This is a genomic window from Cupriavidus sp. YAF13 (assembly GCF_052113425.1).
GTDB lineage: Bacteria > Pseudomonadota > Gammaproteobacteria > Burkholderiales > Burkholderiaceae > Cupriavidus.
This window is the reverse complement of sequence record NZ_JBFRDD010000013.1, coordinates 1-19359: the sequence shown is the minus strand read 5'-3', so window position 1 is coordinate 19359 and position 19359 is coordinate 1. Positions and strand designations below refer to the sequence as shown.

Below are 19359 nucleotides of genomic sequence, written 5' to 3'. Positions count from 1 at the left end.
CGCGCCTGCGGCGGGCCTTGCCAACCCAGCCCGGCGCGACACAGAATGACAAAACGCTGCCTGCGCGGCACGCGCCCCGGCTCAAACTTCGAGGTGGTCAGGCATGAAATGCCCTTTTTGCGCCCATTCCAACACCCAGGTCCTGGACACGCGCATGTCGGAAGAAGGCGATACGGTGCGCCGCCGCCGCCGCTGTGAATCCTGCGACCGCCGCTTCACCACCTATGAGCGGATCGAGCTGTTCTTCCCCGCCATCGTCAAGAAAAACGGCTCCCGCGCGGACTATACCCGCGACAAGCTGAAAGACTCGATGCGCCTCGCGCTGCGCAAGCGCCCGGTCTCGGCTGAAGCCATCGACGCCTCCATCACCCGCATCGAAGAGAAACTGCTCGCCCTCGGCGAGAAGGAAATCCCCAGCAGCCAGGTCGGAGAACTGGTCATGCGCGAGCTGCGCCGGTTGGACAAAATTGCTTATATCCGCTTTGCTTCGGTGTATCGGAGCTTTGAGGACGTGTCGGAATTCCGCGACATGCTGGACGAATTTTCGGCGTCCACCCCACGGAAGGGGTAGCGAGCCTCCAAGGAAAGCGGTTTAATCTGCACTGCCTTCTTATATAACAACAGAAGGTACGGTGGACTCGCCCGGAGAGGCGAAATACGCCAACAAGAAAAAAAAGGTTTCGGACGGGAGTCGAACATGGGTCAGCCTTCCTGCCTTGCGGCAGCGGGCTTGGTTGCACTTGTGCGCACCAGGCTATCGTGGGCACCGGGGAAAGCGCTGCGCAGTGCATGGGCAGCGCTGGCCGATTCACGCCCCTACGCCCTCCGGCACCCTGCCAACCGCCCCCCCCTCCCTTCTGCGCTACGCACCACGCGGCAAGCCGGCTTCACTCTCATCGAGCTGATGGTGGCGCTTTCGGTTCTCGCCATCCTGGCGGCAGCCGCAGTTCCGAACTTCAGCGCCTTCATCCATCGCAGCAGGATGACGACGGAATCATCCAATCTGGTCAGCGATGTGGAGATCGCCCGTAGCGAAGCAGCACGTCGCAATACAACAATCACCGTCTGCCCCACCGCCGACGGCACCAACTGCACCAGTGACTGGGCCCAGCGCCGCGTGGTCTTTGTCGACAGCAATGGCGACAACATTATTGGCAACGGTGAAGAGGTGATCCGCAAAAGCGATCCGCCTGCCAGTTCCATGGCCATCGTGGCCAGTAGCTTGAGCACCGGCGCCACCAGCATCCGTTTGCGCTCCTGGGGCGCGCCAGATTCGCTTGGCTCCTGGCAGTTCTGCGAGAAGTCATCGACCAGCGCCGGCCAACGCGTCTCGCTCACGGGCAGCGGCAAACCCACCTCCCAGCAAGTCGCTTGCCCTTGATGCCATGAAGATAACGCGTCCAGAACGCATGCCCAGCCGGCGTCACCCCGCTGCCGGCTTCACGCTCATCGAGGCCCTGGTGACGATCGTGGTGCTGTCATTCGGCGTGCTAGCGCTAGCCACCCTGCAGTTGCGCACACTGGTTGATGGCCGTACGGCCGCCATGCGCAACGTCGCGACCGTGCTGGCCTACAACCTTGCTGACCAGATACGCAGCAACGAAGCCGCGATGACTGCGGGTGCCTACAACCAGCCCGTCGGCCTGACCACGGTCGTCTGCTTCACCACCGCAGGGTGCACGCCAGCGCAGATGGCCGCAAGCAGCTACAAGGCCTGGCTCGACGACACGGCGGCCGCGTTGCCCAGCGGGCTCGGCACCGTCTGCATCGACAGCACGCCGGACGATGGCACGCCGGCCAATCCGCAGTGCGACAACGCAAGCGGTGCCCCCTACGCGATCAAGATCTGGTGGCAGGAAGATAAGGTGCCGACTAACCGGGATCCGGTCTATCAACGTTTTGTCACGGCGTTCGTACCATGAGAAAGGCAGGCCGCAAACTGACGCGCCGCGCGCGCGGCTTTACGCTCGTCGAGTTGATGGTCGGCTTGGTCATCAGCATGCTACTGCTGATCGTGATCTCGTCCTTCTACCTGTCGCAGCGGGCGTCCTACGGCACGCAGACGGACCTGGCCGGCATCCAGGAGAACGCGCGCGCGATTGCTCAATTGCTCCAGCGCGACGTGCGCCAGGCCGGCTACAACGACTTCCCGGCAGACACCACCTTTGCCAACGCCAACACCATCGATGCGACCAACGACACCGGCACCAACACCAGTGACACGCTAACGTTCCGGTATTTTGGTTCAGACATGCTGGCAGCGCCTGCGGCCACGCCTACTCCCAACCCTGACGGCACCATCGTCGACTGCACCGGCAAAGGTGTCAGCAATATCGTGCTGCAGGCGGAAACCTTCTCGATCGCCAACGATGCATCTGGCATGCCGTGGCTGCAGTGCACCGCGAATGGCACCACCACCCCCCTATTCCCGGGCGTGGAGCGCTTTCAGGTGCTGCTTGGCGAGGATACCGATGGCGACCAGGCGATCAATCGTTATGTGCCGCCGGGTGTCGCCGTCATGGCCAATGTCCGGGCGATGATGGTTTCCGTGGTGCTGGTCGGTGACAGCCGGACCAACCCCGCGCCGCTCTCAACCACATTGAATCACTTCGGCACAGCCTATGCGCCCGCCAACGTGGCACCCGCCAGCGATGCAGGCAGCGTCGTGCAACTACCTGTGGACGGGCGCCTGCGCAAGCATTTCACGTTCTATATCGCAGTCCGCAACCGCTTGAACTAGGCCAGAGATGAACAACCGACCCGACCGTCCCATGACCTGCCGCGGCGCCCCAGTGCGCACGCAACGCGGCATGTCACTGATCGTGGTGCTCCTGTTTCTCGTGATCCTGACGATGCTGGGATTGTCTGCCAGCCTGACCAGCATTTCCGGCGAACGCATGGCGCGAAACTCCCGCGACCAGAACATCGCCCTGCAGGCGGCGGAAGCGGCTTTGCGGGATGCGCGCACCGATATCAGCATGACACGCGCCCTGAGCGGCCGCACCGGCGCGTCGGACACCTGCGATGTCGCCAGCTTCAAGGGCTTCTGCATACCGGCCACCTCGGGACAACCGGTATGGGAACGCTACATCGAAGATGGCGCGCGCTCCGTCACGCTCGGCGAAATGACCCAGCAGGCAGCGCTGACCGCCGGGAACGTGTCGAAGCAACCGCGCTACATCATCGAATCCCTTCCGGACATCGCCGACGGCAGCCTGCGCGCCGGCTCCACCCGCTATGTCTTCCGCGTAACCGCCATTGGTTACGGAGCCAATCCGAACACCAAAGTCATGGTGCAGGAAGTCGTCCGGTTCTGAGCCGTTCTGCGCAACCATCCTAAACATCCGTCGAGCGCACCATGACCCAGCAAGCCCGTTTCCGCCCCGTCACCGGCCTCCAGTTGTTGCTCGCCATCGCGTCCGCCATCCTGGCCGTCGCATCGGCATGCGCCACGCAGCTGAACTTGGCAAAGCGCCCCCTCTATGCGGGCGGCAATGTGCCGCCCATGGTGATGATCGACCTGTCCAAGGACCATACACTGCACCAGAAGGCCTACAACGACTACACCGACCTGAATGGTGACGGCGTGCTCGACACGACCTATACCAACAGCATCGACTACGCCGGCTACTTCGATTCGTACAAGTGCTACATCTACGATGGCAGCACCCAGCATGCCTTCGTGCCGTCAGCCGTCACTACCGACAAGTACTGCAACGGCTCCGCCTGGAGCGGCAACTTCCTGAACTGGGCGAGCATGAGCCGCATCGACGAAGTGCGCAAGATCTTGTACGGCGGCTTCCGCTCCACAGATACCGCGACCACCACCGTGCTGGAACGTGCCTTCCTGCCGATGGACGCGCACGCATGGGCCAAGTTCTACAACGGATCCGATGTCAGCAAACTGGTTCCGCTGACGGTGGAAGCGGCCGGCCCCATATTGACGTCGAGCACCACGGTCACCGTCGCGGCCAATGTCATCACCGGGATCAAACTCAGCTCGGTCGCGAACATCAGCATCGGCGACCAGATTGTCATGACCGCCAACTCACCCGCACCGGCCAACACGACCCTGACGGGCTGGGTCATGAGCGTGGATACCAGCAGCAACAAGACCATCAGCCTTGCGGTCTATCCAGACGGGGTTTCCAAGCCTAGCGGCTCCGCAAACAGCTACAACAGTTGGGCGGTGACCAACCTGACCCGAGGCGGACTCACTATCTGCAACGTGACCCCTAAGGATTCAAGCAACGTCAACTCCCAGAGCAATACCCAGGCGCCGCAACTGCGGGTTGTCTCCGGCAATTACGCCACTTGGGGCGCCAGCGAAAAATGGCAATGCAACTGGTCGGAGGAGCAAAATAATACGCAAAGCTCCTTCCTGACCAAAATCAACGGCACGAGCGTAACCGGCTCATCCAACGGCAACCGGGCAGCCCTTTCCGGCATCAATGCCTCGGCAGAGAATCCAGCGAAAGCGGCCCGCGCCCTCGGCACCGGCGAAAGCAGCGGCACCTTCAATGCGCGCGTGCAGGTCTGCGTGCCGGGCCTGCTCGGCACCGAGAACTGCAAGCAGTACGGCTCGTCCTCCTACAAGCCCTTCGGCTTGCTCCAGAAATATGGTGAAAGTGGCCAGATGTTGTTCGGGCTGATGACCGGCACTTATGACAAGAACATCTCGGGTGGCGTGTTGCGCCAGAACGTAGTGAATTTCTCCCAGGAAGTCGATCCGTCGAACGGCACCTTCACCTACGCGGCGAGCTCTCCTGTGAAAGGTATCGTCTGGAATGTCAATAAGCTGCGGCCGTATGGCTACAGCTACAGCGACGGGAGCTACGTCAATGCTGACAGTTGCAACTATCAGCAGACCTCCATCGTAACCAGCGGCGGTTCCACATCGCAAAACCAGCCAGCTAACGAAGGCAACTGCTCCACCTGGGGCAATCCGATCTCCGAGATCTACCTGGAGTCCTTGCGCTATTTCGCCGGAAAGACCGCGAATTCCAGTTTTGCACCGAAAAGCAGCAACAGCAAGGATGCGGCGCTGAGTCTGACCACGCCCACATGGGCGAATCCAATGGACTTGCCCTCCACCAACGCGAACAAGGCGCCCTACTGCACGCCGTTGAACACGCTGGTGTTCAACTCAAGCGTCTCTTCATACGACAACGATCAACTTGCTGGCTTCTCGGATCTGAACACAGCCGATACCAACGGCACGTGGACCGATAAAGTCGGCGCCGGAGAGAGCATCAATGGCGGTAGTTGGTTCATGGGTGGGGTCAACGGTGGCCTGATCGACAACCTGTGTTCCGGCAAGACAATCTCCAAGCTGAGCGACGTACTTGGCATTTGCCCCGAAGGTCCTTCACAGAAGGGGACGTTCCAGATCGCAGGTGCTGCGCTCTACGCGCACATGAACCGGATTCGCTCCACCAGCCAGGCGGCAACGCTGGGCGTGCCAACGGCCGACACCACCTCCCTCAAGGTCACGACCTACGCTGTCCAGCTGGCCACCAACACGCCCAAAATCAACGTGAATGTAGGCGGCAAAACCGTCACCATCATGCCTGCGTACCAGTTGCACCCGCAGTCGCCCAACTCGGTAACTGCGGACGCCAGCACCGGAACACTAGTGGACTTCAAGGTCATTTCGCAGACGGCCACGAGCGGCAAGTTCTACGTCAACTGGGAAGACTCTGTCGCCGGCGGCGATTATGACCAGGATGTCTGGGGCATCCTCAGCTATACGGTGACGGGCAATACAGTCCAGGTATCGACCCAAGTGGTCTCCGGCTCGTCGGCGAACGGCCAGGGCTTCGGCTATGTCATCTCCGGCACAACTAAGGACGGCCCACACTTCCATTCGGGCATCTACAACTTCAAGTACACCGACCCGGCACCTGTCACCGTCACGCCTTCGAGCGCGCCCATCAACACATCAGGCGGCTGCAATCTGTGTAACTTCGGCGATCCCCAGACCACCGTCAGCTACACGGCCAGCGGGACGGTGGCTTCCCAGTTCATGGATCCGCTTTACTACGCAGCAAAATGGGGCGGCTTCAAGGACCTGAACGGCTCGGGCACTCCCGACCAGGTCTCCGAATGGGATGTACGCTTGTCCGATGGCAGCGGCGGTTCCGACGGCTTGCCGGACAACTATTTCTACGCCACCAACCCAGGCGCGCTCAGCAGCGCACTGGAGCGCGCGTTCCTGTCGATCCTGCAGACTTCCTCGGCGGCATCGGTGGCGACCAGCTCCTCGTCACTCACGACCGGATCGACGATCTACCAGGCTCGCTTCAATGGCACTGACTGGTCCGGTCAATTGCTCGCATACGCTGTCGACACCAACGGCGTCGTCAGGAACCCTGCCCTGTGGGATGCGGGCGCAAAAATGAAGACGGTCAACGCAACCGCCCGCAACATCCTCACTTACGATGGCACGTCATCGGCAAAAGCCGGGATTCCGTTCCGCTGGGGCAACCTGCCGGCAAGCTATCAGAGCACGCTTAACCGCAGCGACACGCTAGGAAGTGCACGCCTTAACTGGATTCGCGGCGACCAGAGCAATGAAGGGACTGCAACCGGAAAATTCCGCGTCCGGCCCAACTCGGTCCTTGGCGACATCGTCAATTCCAGCCCCCAGTATGTTAGCCGCCCCAATGCGGGCTACGCGGACGCCGACTATGCCACCTTCGTCCTGGGCAAGAAAAACCGCAAGCCCATGCTCTATGTCGGCGCCAACGACGGCATGCTGCATGCGTTCTCCGCGAACCCGATCACGAGCGGCAGCGACGCCGGTACGGAGTTGTTTGCCTACGTGCCTTCCGCGCTATACGCCAATCTGCCCGGGCTCAGCGACCTTGCCTACACGCACGCTTACTATGTCGACGGCACGCCCGCGGTGACGGATGCCAAGGTCAATGGCAACTGGAAGACTGTGCTGGTGGGCGGGCTTGGCGGTGGCGGCGCGGGCATCTACGCATTGGACGTGACCAACCCGGAGAGCATCAGCGAGGGCACGGCCGCCTCGACCGTCCTCTGGGAGTTCACCAACAACGTCGATGCGGACCTGGGCTATACCTTCGGGCAGCCCTCGATCATCAAGATGGCGAATGGCAAGTGGGCAGCAATCTTCGGCAATGGCTACAACAGTGCCGCAGGCAAAGCGTACTTGTACGTCGTGTTTCTTGACAGGCCCGCAGGCTCGAAAAGCTGGGTCCTGGGCACCGACTATCTGAAGCTGGCCACGGGTGCCGGCTCGGTCTCCACGCCGAACGGGCTTTCGCAACCGTTCCCCGCTGACGTCGACGGCGATGGCACTACCGACTTCATCTACGCCGGCGACCTGCTTGGCAACTTATGGAAGTTCAACATGATGAGCACCACGGCTTCTGCCTGGGGCCTGCAAACCGCGAACACGCCGCTGTTCATCGCTACCGATGCCAGCGGCACCCGGCAGCCGATCACATCGTCCGTGGATGTCACGCGCAACCCCGCGGGCGGCTACGTCGTGCTATTCGGCACGGGCCGCTATGTAGACACGACTGACCCCTCGAATCTATCGACGCAGACTTTCTACGGTATCTGGGATCAGAATTCACCCACATTGAGCACGGTTGTCCGCAGTTCACTGGTAGCGCAGACCATCAACCGGGAAGTCGATGCCAATGGCTACACCTATCGTATGGTGAGCCAGAACCAGGTCCTCTATGCCGCCAACGGCAAGCAAGGCTGGTATCTCGAGCTGGTGTCGCCCGCTTCCGGCATCCAGGGCGAGCGGGTGGTCTACAGCCCACTGGCGCGCGGAGACCGCATCATCTTCACGACACTGATCCCTTCAGCGAACTCCTGTGACAGCGGAGGGACCAGCTGGTTGATGGAACTCGCATCGCTATCCGGCGGGCGCCTGACGGTCACGCCATTCGACGTGAATAATGATCGCACCTTCTCTTCAGCCGATTTCCTCAACGACGGCGCCAATGGCAGCGTCCCGGTTGGCGGACGGAAATCCACTGTCGGCATTACACCGGCGCCCACGGTCACAAAGTGCGGGACGAGCAAGGAATGCAAGTTCATGACCGGCACCACTGGCAACCAGGAGACCGTTGGAGAGAGCGCATCGAGCCAGACGGGGCGGCTGTCTTGGCGGGAGATCCTGCATTGACCTCGCCATGTAGCATCAAGATCATGAGGAATATCGCCATGAAAGCAGTACGTTTGGCGCGAACACCCGCACGGGGCTTTACGCTGATGGAGGTGATGGCCGTTGTGGCCATCGTCGGGATCCTGACGGCAATCGCCATCCCGAACTACACGCAGTACGTGCTGCGTGCGAAGCGAACCGAAGGCAAGGCCGCCCTGCTGAAGACGCAGGGCGCGCTCGAGCGCTACTACACGGTGAACAATACCTACACGCAGGATCTCACTGCCCTCGGCGCGAGTGCTTTCTCCGGGGATAACGCCGCGGGTAGCGCCTATACCATTGCGGTTGTCCCTGGCGTCAACGGCATCGCGGTGAGCTATACCGTCAACGCGACGCCGGTCGGACAGGACGCGCTATGTGGGGTCTTGTCCGTCGACTACCAAAACACCAAGACGGCCAGCGGCACGGGAACACAGTCACAGTGCTGGTGAATCACCAGATCACGCAGGAAGAAGGTTAGCGGTTTCGAGGTCGAAGTGAAGGTCAAGAAATTTGCCCCCTGGCCCTTTTGAGAATTCTCCTCAGTCAAACTCTACAATTCGGAACACTTGCGGCGCACCATCCTGGTTATCTTCTAGCATCCCGTCTTTGATGCGAGATTGCCATGCCGCCAGGAACCGGACGACCTCCTTACCCGTCATCCGCAAAGCGGGGTCTCCCCTACCCGCCTCGCGGCTTCATCCTCATCGAATCCCTCACCGCCCTCGCCGTGCTCGGCGTCGGGCTGCTCCCGCTTGCTGCGCTGGCGCCGTTCGCTCTAGGCGCGCTGCGCGGCTATGAGGCCCTCGGCCAAGCTACACGTGCAGCCGCGGAACTAGCGGAGTTGGAGGATCCGGACCTTGCGCTGTCGCCCCTTCAGGCCCGCGGCATTGGCCCGAATGATCTCCAGTTGTGCCAGTCGCTTGCTTCGGCGGAGGATGGCGGGTGCTCGCCGGGATCAAGGCTGGCGGTCGTCGGGCCGCTGTCCTTGGCTTCGTCGAGACCTGCCGGCGGCGTGCGGGGCGCGGCCGCGCTGCGCGTCGTTGCCCTCTGGATCCGGCCATGAGGGCTCGTCGCGCACAAGGATTTTCGCTGATCGAACTGATGGTTGGCCTGGCTCTCGGCCTGCTGGTCAGCGCGCTGGCTGTGTCGGCGTTCCATGCCGTCCAGGTCGCTTACCGCACCGCCGTCGATCTCGTGCTGCTGGAAGAACGCGGCCAGCGGGCGCTTGCGATCCTCACCCACCTGGTCCGGCATAGCGGTTGGCAGCCGGTCGGCGCGGCCTTGCCGGCCAACGCGCCACCGGCGCTGTCAGGGCGCGACGATTGCGGCCAGCCGGGCATTGCCGCGCTGCCCACCTGCCCTCGCCGTGGCGTCAATGGGAGCGATGCACTGCTGGTGCGATTCAGCGGCAGCGGGCGCGCGCAGGATCCGACGTTGCCGGACCAGACCATGATCGATTGCAGCGGGTATGCGTTGCCGGCGGTAAGCGTTGGCGGATCGGCTGGTGACGCAGCCCGCGCTTATGCGGGAGAGAGCTTGCTCTATATCGCCACCGGCGCGGATGGCGAGCCGCAGCTGTTGTGCCGCTATGCCAGCCGGCGCGACGGGCGGGTGCTGGGGGGAAGGTGGACTTCGGGCGCCCTGGTGCGTGGCGTGGAGGCCATGCAGTTGAGATACGGCATCGATACCGATGGCGATGGCAAGGCCGACGCGTTCCTGCGCGCCGAGGAACTGCGCGCCAGGGGCGACGCGGTCTGGCGCGAGGTATTAGTGGTGCAGGTGGCACTGGTGCTGCGTGGTGAGCGCCCGCTGGCGCTGGCAGCGGCGCCGCCCGAGCTCACCTTGTTCCCACCAGGCGCCCCGGGCGCGCATGGCGGCGCCGGCCCCCATGCCGACGACCTCGTTTTCACGCCGCGTGACCGGCCTGCCTTGATGCGCCGGGTGTACTCGGCATCCGTGCGGCTGCGCAATGCCTGGCCCTGCACAGAGACACTATGCTGAGCGCCGAGGTTGCGCCTTGCCTGCGGCGCGGTAACCAGGCCAAAGGGAGCACCACGCTCCTGCTGACGGCCACGATGCTTCTGCTTGTGGCCGCCACAACCCTGGCTGGCCTTCAATTCCTGCTCGCCAGCAGGCAAGTGACCACTTACCTGCTCGAACAGGAGATCGCCTTTCGCGCGGCGGAAACGGCGTTGCTCGACGCGGAAGCGGAGTTGATGGCGGCGCTCAGCAACGGCGCGTCCGGCGTGGATAGCCGCCTTGCTGCGTGGCCGCCGCCGGGCCAATGCGGCGCCGGCGCGCAGCGGGGACTCTGCCGGCCCGCCCCAGGCATGCCGCCGCCATGGCTAAATTGGCTCGATTCGCGCCGGTCGGATGAGACCGCCGGCATCGCGATGGGCACCTTCAGCGGCGTTACCCTGCCGGTCTTGCCACCCGGAGCCGCTGGGGCGGGCGCCATGCCGCGGTACGTTGCCGAGTTGATGCACGAGCGTCCTCCAGGCGAATGGCTGGGATCCGACTACGCGCCAGGCACGGGGCAACGGCTGCGTTTTCGCATTACTGCGCTAGGGTTGGGGCGCGACCCGGCGGTACGCAGCTTGCTGCAGAGCGAGTTCCAGCCATGACCCACTCCGCCCGGTACCACAACTCGCTGATTGCGCTCGCCGCCGCGCTGCTGTTTGCTGGCACGGCACAAGGCGCGGGGAGCACGCCGCCTGTCCTGGTACCGCCCCCCAAGTGGATACCTGGCTGGCCGGGCCACGCGGAATTCGTCGGTCAGCACAGCTCGCGCGCTGTGCTGGCCTGGCTGGGCATGCGCGATGGCAGCCTGCGCGCGTTCAATGCGACATCCGGCGACGAAGTACTCGCTTACCAGCCGCGCCCAATGCGAAAACAGGGCGCCACGCCCTGCCCCCACCCCGAGGCTGCCGACGTCTCGCTCGAACCCGGCCGCTGGCGCACCGTGCTGCTGTGTGGCCTTCCGGCGAACGCGGCTGATCCACAGGCAAGCGTTTTCGCCCTCGACATCACGAATGCAACGGCGCAGCCACCAGTAGCGCCGATCTGGGAGGCCAGGGCTTCCCACACGCTGCCGCTGGYCCCGTCGGGCCCCGTCCGTGCATTGGCTCTCTCCACGCATGAAGGCCCGCGCTGGTACGCCATGGTGACGCTGGGCGCCTCGCACGGTCGCCAAGCCCACCGAGGCGGGCCGCATCGCGATCCGCCCGGGCAGCAAGCCGGCATCGCCATGCTGCCCCTGGACAAACCCACGCACGCGCCGTGGCAAGGACGCCACGCGATACGGCGGCTGCTCCTGCCGACCGGCGGTTGCGGGAGCGCCGGACCCAACCCCGCACTGCTTGCCGCGAGCATCCTGCCAGATATTTCCGGCGTGGCCCTGGCGGCGTATGCGGTGGACGCCGCCGGCGGGCTCTGGCGTTTCGATTTGCGTGGCGCGATGCCATGGCACGATAGCGGCCGGCGCGTCGACTGCATTTACCGGATGGACAACCCAGCGCCATCGTCGCGCGCGATCGTGCCCCCTGCCCTGATCAGCGCCGCCGGCGGCCACCTGGTGGTGTACGGAAACGGCACCCATGTCAGCGCGGTGTTCGACAGCACTGCCCTCGCGGACACAGGCAGCCCAAGTCGCGGCGGCGCGCGCATTGTGGCCCTGCCCCAAGGAGGCGGCGTGGTGCTGCGCCGGCAGGCTCACACGCCGGATATTCAAGGCCGACCAGCATCCACCGCGGGCTGGCACTTGCCTCTTCCCAATCCCGGCGAGCATCTGGAACGGCTTCTCCCGGCCGCCCCGGGCTACCTCGGCTTTGTCACCCGGACGCCCGACGCGCGCCAGCGCGCGTACCTGATCCACGCGCTGAGCGGCGAATCCACTGTCAGCGCGCAGGCTGGCGGGCCTCTCACTCACGTAGCAACCGGGTTCGGCGCCAGCGCCAAGGCGACCGTCGTTCTCGAACGCGTGGCACTACCGCCAACACTTGCGCCGCTACCGGGCGTCACGTCGCATGAGGACGTGACCCTCACGCTCTGGTCCCTGGAGCAAGGAAGCGCCGTGCTACTCAACCGCACCGTCGCCAGCCGCCGCACCGGCCGCCTCAGCTGGCGCGAGCTGATCCGCTCCGGGTCGCCGTGAGACTCGGATGCGCCTTCCAGACCCATCCACCGCCAACCGCGCCACCGCATCCCGGAGACCCATGCATGACACCCCGCCATCGCCCAACCGGCTTCACCCTGCTCGAGTTGCTGATCACGCTGACCGTCTCCGCCATCCTGATGGCAATGGTGATGCCTGCCTGGCACCAGCATATGGAACGCGGCAGGCGCGCCGAGGCGCGCAGCGCACTGATTGGCTTGATGCTGGACCTGGAGCGCCACGCGCTCGCCAGCACGAGCTTCGCCGCCCAGCCTGGCGGCGCGACGGTGGCCGGCAAGTGGCCGCAGTCGGTGCCCGCCCAAGCGGCGCACCCGCGTCATTGGATCAATGCCAGTGCCTGCCCGGGCAGCGGGCTGGCGCATTGCGTGGAGCTGCGCGCCGTGCCGCAGACGCCGGACGCGTCATGCGGCACGCTGATACTGCGCAGCACCGGCGAGTGGCTTGCCCAGCCCGCTTTTGCCGCGGAGCCGGTGCCGCTGCCCCAGGCGTGCTGAGGCGGCCGTGCGCTGGATCTGGCACCGGCATTGGCACCGGCATTCGCGTCGTCGCGGCGCAACGCTTGCCGAACTGCTGACCTGCGTGGCTGTGCTCGCCATCCTGGCGGCACTGGCTTTCCCGTCGTGGCAGCGCTTGCAGGCGCGCCAGCAGGTGATGCTGGCGGCAGACCGCCTGGCCGGCTCGCTGGCGGCGGCGCGCTCGGCCGCCATAGCCCGGCGATCCGACGTGGTGCTGACGCCCTTGCCGGGTGCTTCGTCGCTGGACCACGGCTGGCGGCTAGCACTGGAGCCAGGGGACGAGCCGGACCAGGACAACGCCGGCTTGCTTGCTGTCGTCGAACTGCGCGACGCCTGCCTGCGCATCGTCCTGCGCTCGACCGCGCAAGGCAGCAATACGCTGCGCATGACAGCTGTGGGATACTCTCGCTCAGAGCAAGGCGGGTTTCTCGCCGCCACCTTCACCGTGACCTGCCGGGGCGAACAGCGGCAGCTAAGGCTCGGTGCCCACGGCCGCGTCCGCTTGTGCACGCCGGGGCAGGATGCCGATTGCGACGGCCTCGCACAGTCCGAGCCGCCCTGATACCTGATGACTGTAACCCTATCCAACTCACCGCCCGCGCGGCAGGAAGCACCAGGCCACATGTTCTCCGATACCGACCACGCAGCCATGGCACAGGCTCTCGCGCTCGCCGAGCGTGGCATGTACACCACCACGCCCAACCCGCGCGTTGGCTGCGTTTTGTCCAAGGACGGCAAGATCATCGGCCAGGGCTTCACCCAACCCGCCGGGCAGGATCACGCCGAGATCCAGGCGCTCAAGGATGCCGCGGCGCGCGGGAACGATCCCAAGGGTGCCACGGCCTTTGTCACGCTCGAGCCCTGCAGCCATTTTGGCCGGACGCCGCCCTGCGCGGACGCGCTGGTACGCGCCGGCATCGCGCGCGTGGTGGCCGCCATGGAGGACCCGAACCCGACGGTTTCGGGCCGTGGCTTGCAGCGGCTGCGCGAAGCCGGCGTGGACGTACGCTGCGGCCTGCTCGAAAAAGAAGCTCGCGAACTCAACATCGGCTTTGTCAACCGGATGACGCGCGGCCTGCCCTGGGTGCGTGTCAAGGTGGCCGCCTCGCTCGACGGCGGCACCGCGCTGCACGACGGCAGCAGCCAGTGGATTACCGGCCAGGCGGCACGCGACGACGGCCACGCCTGGCGTGCGCGCGCCAGCGCTATCCTGACCGGCATCGGCACCGTGCGCGACGACAACCCGCAGCTCAATGTGCGTGCCGTGGACACGCCGCGCCAGCCTCAGCGCGTGGTGGTGGACTCCCGGCTGGAGATTCCCCTGGACGCGCGCCTGCTGACGCCGGACACCGGTGACTTTGCCAAGCCCGTGCTGGTGTTCTGCGCCTTTGACGATACAGCGCGCCGGCGCGCCCTGGAAGCCCGCGGCGCGGAAGTGGTCGTGCTGCCCAATCCGCACGGCAAGGTGGAATTGCGCCACATGCTGGAAGAACTCGGCCGGCGCGGCATCAACGAGCTGCACGTGGAAGCCGGCTTCAAGCTCAACGGATCGCTGATCCGCGAGCACTGCGCAGACGAGTTGCTGATCTACCTCGCGCCCAAGCTGCTGGGCGACGCGCAAGGCATGTTCCAGTTGCCGCCCCTGGCGCGGCTGCAGGACGCCGCGACCTTCCGCTGGCACGACGTACGCATGATCGGCGAAGACCTGCGCCTGATCGCGCGCCGCGCCGATCACGTCTGATCGCCTGACGGCAGGCCGCACGCAAAACGAATCCGCTGCGCACCTGCTAGCATGCGTGTTTTCCCATTGCATCAAGCATCGATCATGTTCACTGGCATTGTCGCGGCCGTCGGCCGCATCGAAACCGTATCCCCGCTGGGCAGCGGCGAAGCCGCAGCCGATGCCGGTGTGCGCCTGCGCATCCGTGCCAACGGGCTGGACCTGTCAGATGTCATCCTTGGCGACAGCATCGCCATCCAGGGTGCCTGCATGACGGTCATCGCGCTGGACGGCGACGCCTTCGACGTCGATGTCTCCCGCGAATCGCTCGACAAGACCGCTGGCCTGGACAAGCCCGGCCGGGTCAACCTGGAGAAGGCGCTGACCCTGGCCGACCGCCTCGGCGGCCACCTGGTCTCGGGCCATGTCGACGGGCTTGGCGAAGTCACCCACTTCGCGCCGGTGGGCGAGTCGCATGAACTGCGCGTGCGCGCCCCGCGCGAACTGGGGCGCTACCTGGCCTACAAGGGGTCGGTGGTGGTCAACGGTGTGTCGCTGACGGTCAACAAGGTCATCGACGACGAAGACGGCTGCACGTTCTCGATCAACCTGATCCCCCACACGATCGAGGTCACCACGCTGCAGGACCTGAAGCCCGGCGCGCGCGTAAACCTGGAGATCGACCTGATCGCGCGGTACGTGGAACGCATGTTGAGCGCGCCAAAGCCCGCCTGACACACGGCTTTTTGGCACCCGGGCGGCCTGCCAGGGCCACCCGTCTTTCCGCCCCCGCCACCGCACGGAGGGCCATCTGCATTGGCCCTGCTGGTGCCGCGCGCCCTGCGGCGCCTGGTTGACGTACAATATTGGGCCAGACCGCTGCCGCGGCCAGCCGGTATACCGCTGAAGCGCCAGCCGGCCAGCAAGCCATCCCGCCCGAAATTCAGCCAGAATTCCAGCCCAAACCTCAGCCAGCTTCCCAGCCTGCAAGCTATGACAATCGCCCGTACAGAAGAAATCATTGCCGAAATCCGTGCCGGCCGCATGGTCATCCTGGTTGACGAGGAAGACCGCGAGAACGAGGGTGACCTGGTCCTGGCCGCCGATTTCGTCACACCAGAGGCGATCAACTTCATGGCCAAGTACGGCCGGGGCCTCATCTGCCTGACGTTGACCGCCGAACGCTGCCGCCAGCTCGAGCTGCAACCCATGGTGAGCCGCAATGGCACGGTGCATGGCACCAATTTCACGGTGTCGATCGAGGCAGCCGAAGGCGTCACGACCGGCATCTCGGCGGCCGACCGTGCCCGTACCGTGCAAGCCGCGGTGGCCAAGGATGCCCGTGCCGCCGACCTGGTCCAGCCCGGCCATATCTTCCCGTTGACGGCCCAGCCCGGTGGCGTGCTGATCCGCGCCGGCCATACCGAAGCCGGGTGCGACCTGGGCGCGCTGGCCGGCCTGACGCCGGCCGCGGTGATCTGCGAGATCATGAAGGACGACGGCACCATGGCGCGCCTGCCGGACCTGATCGAGTTCGCACAAGAGCATCACATCAAGATCGGCACCATTGCCGACCTGATCCACTACCGCAGCCGCACCGAGAGCATCATCGAGCGCGCTGGCGAGCGCACCATGCAAACGCCATATGGCACGTTCCACAGCATCATCTATCGTGACAAGCCGAGCGGCCGCGCCCACCTGGCGCTGGTCAAGGGCAACCCCCAGGCTGATCGCGAAACGCTGGTGCGCGTGCACGAGCCGCTTTCCACGCTGGACCTGCTGGAAGTGTCGCGTACCACGCACTCCTGGAGCGTGCCGGCCGCGCTCGAGGCGATTGCGCAGTCCGAGCATGGCGTGATGGTGCTGCTGAACTGCGGCGACACGGCCGAACAGCTGTTCACGCAGTTCTCGGCGCTCGACGCGCCGCAAAACCGCCCGCGCGTGAAGCCGGACCTGCGCACCTACGGCACCGGCGCCCAGATCCTCAAGGATCTCGGCGTGGGCAAGATGCGCGTGCTGGCATCCCCGCTGAAAATGCCGAGCATGACCGGCTATGACCTTGAAGTGACTGGCTACCAGCCCATGAGCGGCGGCCAGGCTAACTGAACTACCGGATACACGGCGGCCGCGAGCCTATCGCGGGCCGCCACCCCGAACCCAGGAGAAGATAAGATGGATCACGGTTTCTACCCCAGCAACCTCGAAGGTGAAGGCCTGCGCATCGGCATCGTGCAAGCGCGCTTCAACGAGCCGGTTTGCGCCGAACTGCTCGAAGCCTGCGTTGCCGAACTGGAAAAGCTGGGCATCGAAGGCGAGGACACCCTGGTGGTGACCGTGCCGGGTGCGCTCGAAGTGCCGCTGGCATTGCAAAAGATGGCTGAAAGCGGCCAGTTCGATGCGCTGGTCGCGCTGGGCGCGGTCGTGCGCGGCGAGACCTATCACTTCGAGCTGGTGTCGAATGAATCGGGCGCCGGCATCAGCCGCGTCGGCCTGGACTTCAATGTGCCCATCGCCAACGGCATCCTGACCGTCGACACCGACGCCCAGGCCCATGCCCGTACCCGTGAGAAGGGCCGCGACTGCGCCCGCGCCGCGGTGGAAATGGCCAACCTGGTTTCCGCGCTGGATTCGCTGCGCAGCCAGGAAGCGGATGAAGACGAGGACGACGATGAGTGATGCGCCCGAGAACAGCAACCCCGCCGGCAAGCCGGCGGACGACGCCGGCGCGAAGCCCGTCGCCAAGGCCGAGCCTAAGGCAGCGCCCAAGAGTGCGCGCCGCCGCTCGCGCGAACTCGCGCTGCAGGGCCTGTACCAGTGGCTGCTGAACCGCAACGATACCGATGCGATCCAGGCCCACCTGCACGACGCCCAAGGCTTCAACAAGGCTGACCGCGAGCACTTCGATGCACTGCTCAATGGCGCGATCCGTGAAGAAACCCGGCTGACGGGCGCGTTCGAGCCGTTCCTGGACCGCCCGGTCAGCGAGTTGTCGCCGGTCGAGCGCGCGGCCCTGCTGATCGGCAGCTACGAGCTGATCCACTGCGTGGACATCCCGTACAAGGTTGTCATCAACGAAGCCGTGGAACTGACCAAGACCTTCGGCGGCGTCGAAGGCTACAAGTACGTCAATGGCGTGCTGGACAAGCTGGCCGCCAAGGTGCGCGCGCCGGAACTGGCCGCCCGACGCTGAACAACGGCAACCGGCGCCGTTCACGGTGCCATGCTTGCCGTACCGACACCCGCTCCGGCGGGTGTTTTTACTTCTACCGCGGCCAACACCCGCCTAACTGCAGCTTAACCGCGGCTTAACTGCAGCCCAACCCCGATCAACCCGCCTATCAGGCCCACCAAGCCTATCCCACCATGGATCTGCAGCGCCTCGCCACTGCCTCCCGTCTTGCCAATATCGATGCCTTCCACGTGATGGAGCTGGCCAAACAGGCCGCCGAACTCGAGCGTGCCGGGCGCCACATCATCCACATGGGGATCGGCGAGCCCGATTTCACCGCCGCCGAGCCCGTGGTGCGGGCCGCCGAGGCCGCGATGCGCCGCGGCGTCACCCAGTACACCGGCGCGCTGGGCATTGCGCCGCTGCGCGAGGCCATCGCCGGCTATTACAAGACCATGTACGGGATCGACATCCCTGCGCGCCGCGTGGTGGTGACCGCCGGCGCCTCGGCTGCGTTGCTGCTGGCCTGCGCGGTGCTGGTGGAGATTGGCGCGGAGGTGCTGATGCCTGACCCCAGCTACCCCTGCAACCGGCATTTTGTTGCCGCCTTCGACGGCCGGGCGAAGATGATCCCGAGCGGCCCCGCCCAGCGCTTCCAGCTCACGGCTGAGCAGGTGGAGACACATTGGGGCGAACACACCCGCGGCGTGCTGCTGGCGTCGCCCTCCAACCCCACCGGCACCTCGATCCTGCCGGACGAACTGGCGCGCATCCTGAAGGCCGTGCGGGCCCGCCAGGGCTTTGCCATCGTCGATGAGATCTATCAGGGGCTGTCGTACGATGCACCGCCGGTATCGGCGCTGAGCCTGGACGACGACGTCATCACCGTCAACAGCTTCTCCAAGTACTTCAATATGACTGGCTGGCGCCTGGGCTGGCTGGTGGTCCCGGATGAACTGGTAGGCGCCTTCGAGAAAGTGGCGCAGAACCTGTTCATCTGCGCGTCAGCCGTCGCCCAGCACGCCGCGCTGGCCTGCTTCTCCCCCGAGGCGCTGGCGATCTACGACGCGCGCAAGGCGGAGTTCCACCGCCGCCGCGATGCCATCGTGCCGGCGCTGGAGTCGCTGGGCTTGCGGGTGCCGGTCAAGCCGGATGGCGCCTTCTATGTGTATGCGGACTGCCGTGGCGTCAACCACCCGTCCGCCGGAGATGCCGACGCCCTGACCCAGGCCATGCTGCACGATGCCGGCGTGGTGCTGGTGCCGGGCCAGGACTTCGGCCCATACACGGCGAGCGACTACATACGGATCTCCTACGCAACCTCGATGGAAAACATCGAGGAGGCCATGGCGCGCCTGGGCAAGTTCTTCGCCTGAACGCCAGCCAGAGCCGTCACGGCAACGAAAAAAGCACCTCGAAGGGTTAATGCCGTTCAGTTAAGGTCCCTATTGAGGAAGCGAACGGCATAGCGTGAAGGGCGGGACTTGACGACCCGGTCGCATGAGCGACCGGGTCGTTTCACATCGACCGGGTCGTTTCACATTGGGCAGCGACTTTAGGCGCTCGCGTAGGCGCTGCAGGCAGGCGGGC

18 protein-coding genes are annotated in these 19359 nt (G+C 64.9%); all 18 read left to right on the top strand.

Annotation, left to right across the window (positions count from 1 at the left end; all coding sequences use genetic code 11):
- Positions 1-103 precede the first annotated feature (103 nt).
- The 18 genes from nrdR (at position 104) to AB4061_RS12915 (ending at position 19145) form a co-directional block, all read left to right on the top strand.
- Positions 104-571 (top strand): transcriptional regulator NrdR, encoded by a 468-nt coding sequence (nrdR, locus tag AB4061_RS13000; protein WP_441634308.1) that lies wholly within the window; start codon positions 104-106, stop codon positions 569-571.
- Positions 572-697: 126 nt separating this feature from the next.
- Positions 698-1381: a GspH/FimT family pseudopilin gene (locus tag AB4061_RS12995; protein ID WP_441634306.1), complete on the top strand. Its 684-nt coding sequence runs from the start codon at positions 698-700 to the stop codon at positions 1379-1381.
- 28 nt (positions 1382-1409) lie between these two features.
- The gene (pilV, locus tag AB4061_RS12990; RefSeq protein ID WP_441634304.1) at positions 1410-1922 is read left to right on the top strand and encodes a type IV pilus modification protein PilV; all 513 of its coding nucleotides are present in this window, start codon (positions 1410-1412) and stop codon (positions 1920-1922) included.
- Positions 1919-2740 (top strand): PilW family protein, encoded by an 822-nt coding sequence (locus AB4061_RS12985; protein WP_441634302.1) that lies wholly within the window; start codon positions 1919-1921, stop codon positions 2738-2740. The genes pilV and AB4061_RS12985 overlap by 4 nt, the downstream gene beginning before the upstream one ends.
- Before the next feature lie 70 nt (positions 2741-2810).
- Complete coding sequence (locus tag AB4061_RS12980; RefSeq protein WP_441634300.1) at positions 2811-3317, top strand: pilus assembly PilX family protein; 507 nt, start codon at positions 2811-2813, stop codon at positions 3315-3317.
- A gap of 41 nt (positions 3318-3358) precedes the next feature.
- Positions 3359-8170, top strand: a complete 4812-nt coding sequence (locus tag AB4061_RS12975) for a pilus assembly protein (protein ID WP_441634299.1) — start codon at positions 3359-3361, stop codon at positions 8168-8170.
- 38 nt (positions 8171-8208) lie between these two features.
- The gene (locus tag AB4061_RS12970; RefSeq protein ID WP_441634297.1) at positions 8209-8640 is read left to right on the top strand and encodes a type IV pilin protein; all 432 of its coding nucleotides are present in this window, start codon (positions 8209-8211) and stop codon (positions 8638-8640) included.
- A gap of 610 nt (positions 8641-9250) precedes the next feature.
- Entirely contained in the window at positions 9251-10192 is a 942-nt protein-coding gene (locus AB4061_RS12965) for a PilW family protein (protein ID WP_441634295.1), read from the top strand.
- The gene (locus tag AB4061_RS12960; protein ID WP_441634293.1) at positions 10186-10815 is read left to right on the top strand and encodes a pilus assembly protein; all 630 of its coding nucleotides are present in this window, start codon (positions 10186-10188) and stop codon (positions 10813-10815) included. The genes AB4061_RS12965 and AB4061_RS12960 overlap by 7 nt, the downstream gene beginning before the upstream one ends.
- Complete coding sequence (locus AB4061_RS12955) at positions 10812-12344, top strand: pilus assembly protein PilY (protein ID WP_441634291.1); 1533 nt, start codon at positions 10812-10814, stop codon at positions 12342-12344. Before AB4061_RS12960 ends, AB4061_RS12955 begins: the two co-directional genes overlap by 4 nt.
- 65 nt (positions 12345-12409) lie before the next feature.
- Positions 12410-12859: a type IV pilin protein gene (locus tag AB4061_RS12950; protein ID WP_441634289.1), complete on the top strand. Its 450-nt coding sequence runs from the start codon at positions 12410-12412 to the stop codon at positions 12857-12859.
- Between the two features lie 7 nt (positions 12860-12866).
- Positions 12867-13442, top strand: coding sequence for a GspH/FimT family pseudopilin (locus tag AB4061_RS12945; protein ID WP_441634287.1), 576 nt, complete (start codon positions 12867-12869; stop codon positions 13440-13442).
- A gap of 60 nt (positions 13443-13502) precedes the next feature.
- Entirely contained in the window at positions 13503-14621 is a 1119-nt protein-coding gene (gene ribD / locus AB4061_RS12940; RefSeq protein ID WP_441634521.1) for a bifunctional diaminohydroxyphosphoribosylaminopyrimidine deaminase/5-amino-6-(5-phosphoribosylamino)uracil reductase RibD, read from the top strand.
- A gap of 84 nt (positions 14622-14705) precedes the next feature.
- A complete protein-coding gene (locus AB4061_RS12935) occupies positions 14706-15335 on the top strand; it encodes a riboflavin synthase (RefSeq protein WP_441634285.1) in 630 nt (209 codons plus the stop codon).
- 258 nt (positions 15336-15593) lie between these two features.
- Complete coding sequence (gene ribBA / locus AB4061_RS12930) at positions 15594-16706, top strand: bifunctional 3,4-dihydroxy-2-butanone-4-phosphate synthase/GTP cyclohydrolase II (protein ID WP_267604009.1); 1113 nt, start codon at positions 15594-15596, stop codon at positions 16704-16706.
- Between the two features lie 66 nt (positions 16707-16772).
- Positions 16773-17276, top strand: coding sequence for a 6,7-dimethyl-8-ribityllumazine synthase (gene ribH, locus AB4061_RS12925; protein ID WP_267604010.1), 504 nt, complete (start codon positions 16773-16775; stop codon positions 17274-17276).
- Positions 17269-17790 (top strand): transcription antitermination factor NusB, encoded by a 522-nt coding sequence (nusB, locus tag AB4061_RS12920; protein ID WP_441634283.1) that lies wholly within the window; start codon positions 17269-17271, stop codon positions 17788-17790. Before ribH ends, nusB begins: the two co-directional genes overlap by 8 nt.
- A 173-nt stretch (positions 17791-17963) precedes the next feature.
- Positions 17964-19145 (top strand): pyridoxal phosphate-dependent aminotransferase, encoded by a 1182-nt coding sequence (locus AB4061_RS12915; protein ID WP_441634281.1) that lies wholly within the window; start codon positions 17964-17966, stop codon positions 19143-19145.
- Positions 19146-19359 lie beyond the last annotated feature (214 nt).

Bases quoted from the DNA above. Each gene is read 5' to 3' on its own strand.
- nrdR (WP_441634308.1), top strand. From the start codon at position 104: ATGAAATGCCCTTTTTGCGCCCATTCCAACACCCAGGTCCTGGACACG.
- AB4061_RS12995 (WP_441634306.1), top strand. From the start codon at position 698: ATGGGTCAGCCTTCCTGCCTTGCGGCAGCGGGCTTGGTTGCACTTGTG.
- pilV (WP_441634304.1), top strand. From the start codon at position 1,410: ATGCCCAGCCGGCGTCACCCCGCTGCCGGCTTCACGCTCATCGAGGCC.
- AB4061_RS12985 (WP_441634302.1), top strand. From the start codon at position 1,919: ATGAGAAAGGCAGGCCGCAAACTGACGCGCCGCGCGCGCGGCTTTACG.
- AB4061_RS12980 (WP_441634300.1), top strand. From the start codon at position 2,811: ATGTCACTGATCGTGGTGCTCCTGTTTCTCGTGATCCTGACGATGCTG.
- AB4061_RS12975 (WP_441634299.1), top strand. From the start codon at position 3,359: ATGACCCAGCAAGCCCGTTTCCGCCCCGTCACCGGCCTCCAGTTGTTG.
- AB4061_RS12970 (WP_441634297.1), top strand. From the start codon at position 8,209: ATGAAAGCAGTACGTTTGGCGCGAACACCCGCACGGGGCTTTACGCTG.
- AB4061_RS12965 (WP_441634295.1), top strand. From the start codon at position 9,251: ATGAGGGCTCGTCGCGCACAAGGATTTTCGCTGATCGAACTGATGGTT.
- AB4061_RS12960 (WP_441634293.1), top strand. From the start codon at position 10,186: ATGCTGAGCGCCGAGGTTGCGCCTTGCCTGCGGCGCGGTAACCAGGCC.
- AB4061_RS12950 (WP_441634289.1), top strand. From the start codon at position 12,410: ATGACACCCCGCCATCGCCCAACCGGCTTCACCCTGCTCGAGTTGCTG.
- ribD (WP_441634521.1), top strand. From the start codon at position 13,503: ATGTTCTCCGATACCGACCACGCAGCCATGGCACAGGCTCTCGCGCTC.
- AB4061_RS12935 (WP_441634285.1), top strand. From the start codon at position 14,706: ATGTTCACTGGCATTGTCGCGGCCGTCGGCCGCATCGAAACCGTATCC.
- ribBA (WP_267604009.1), top strand. From the start codon at position 15,594: ATGACAATCGCCCGTACAGAAGAAATCATTGCCGAAATCCGTGCCGGC.
- ribH (WP_267604010.1), top strand. From the start codon at position 16,773: ATGGATCACGGTTTCTACCCCAGCAACCTCGAAGGTGAAGGCCTGCGC.
- nusB (WP_441634283.1), top strand. From the start codon at position 17,269: ATGAGTGATGCGCCCGAGAACAGCAACCCCGCCGGCAAGCCGGCGGAC.
- AB4061_RS12915 (WP_441634281.1), top strand. From the start codon at position 17,964: ATGGATCTGCAGCGCCTCGCCACTGCCTCCCGTCTTGCCAATATCGAT.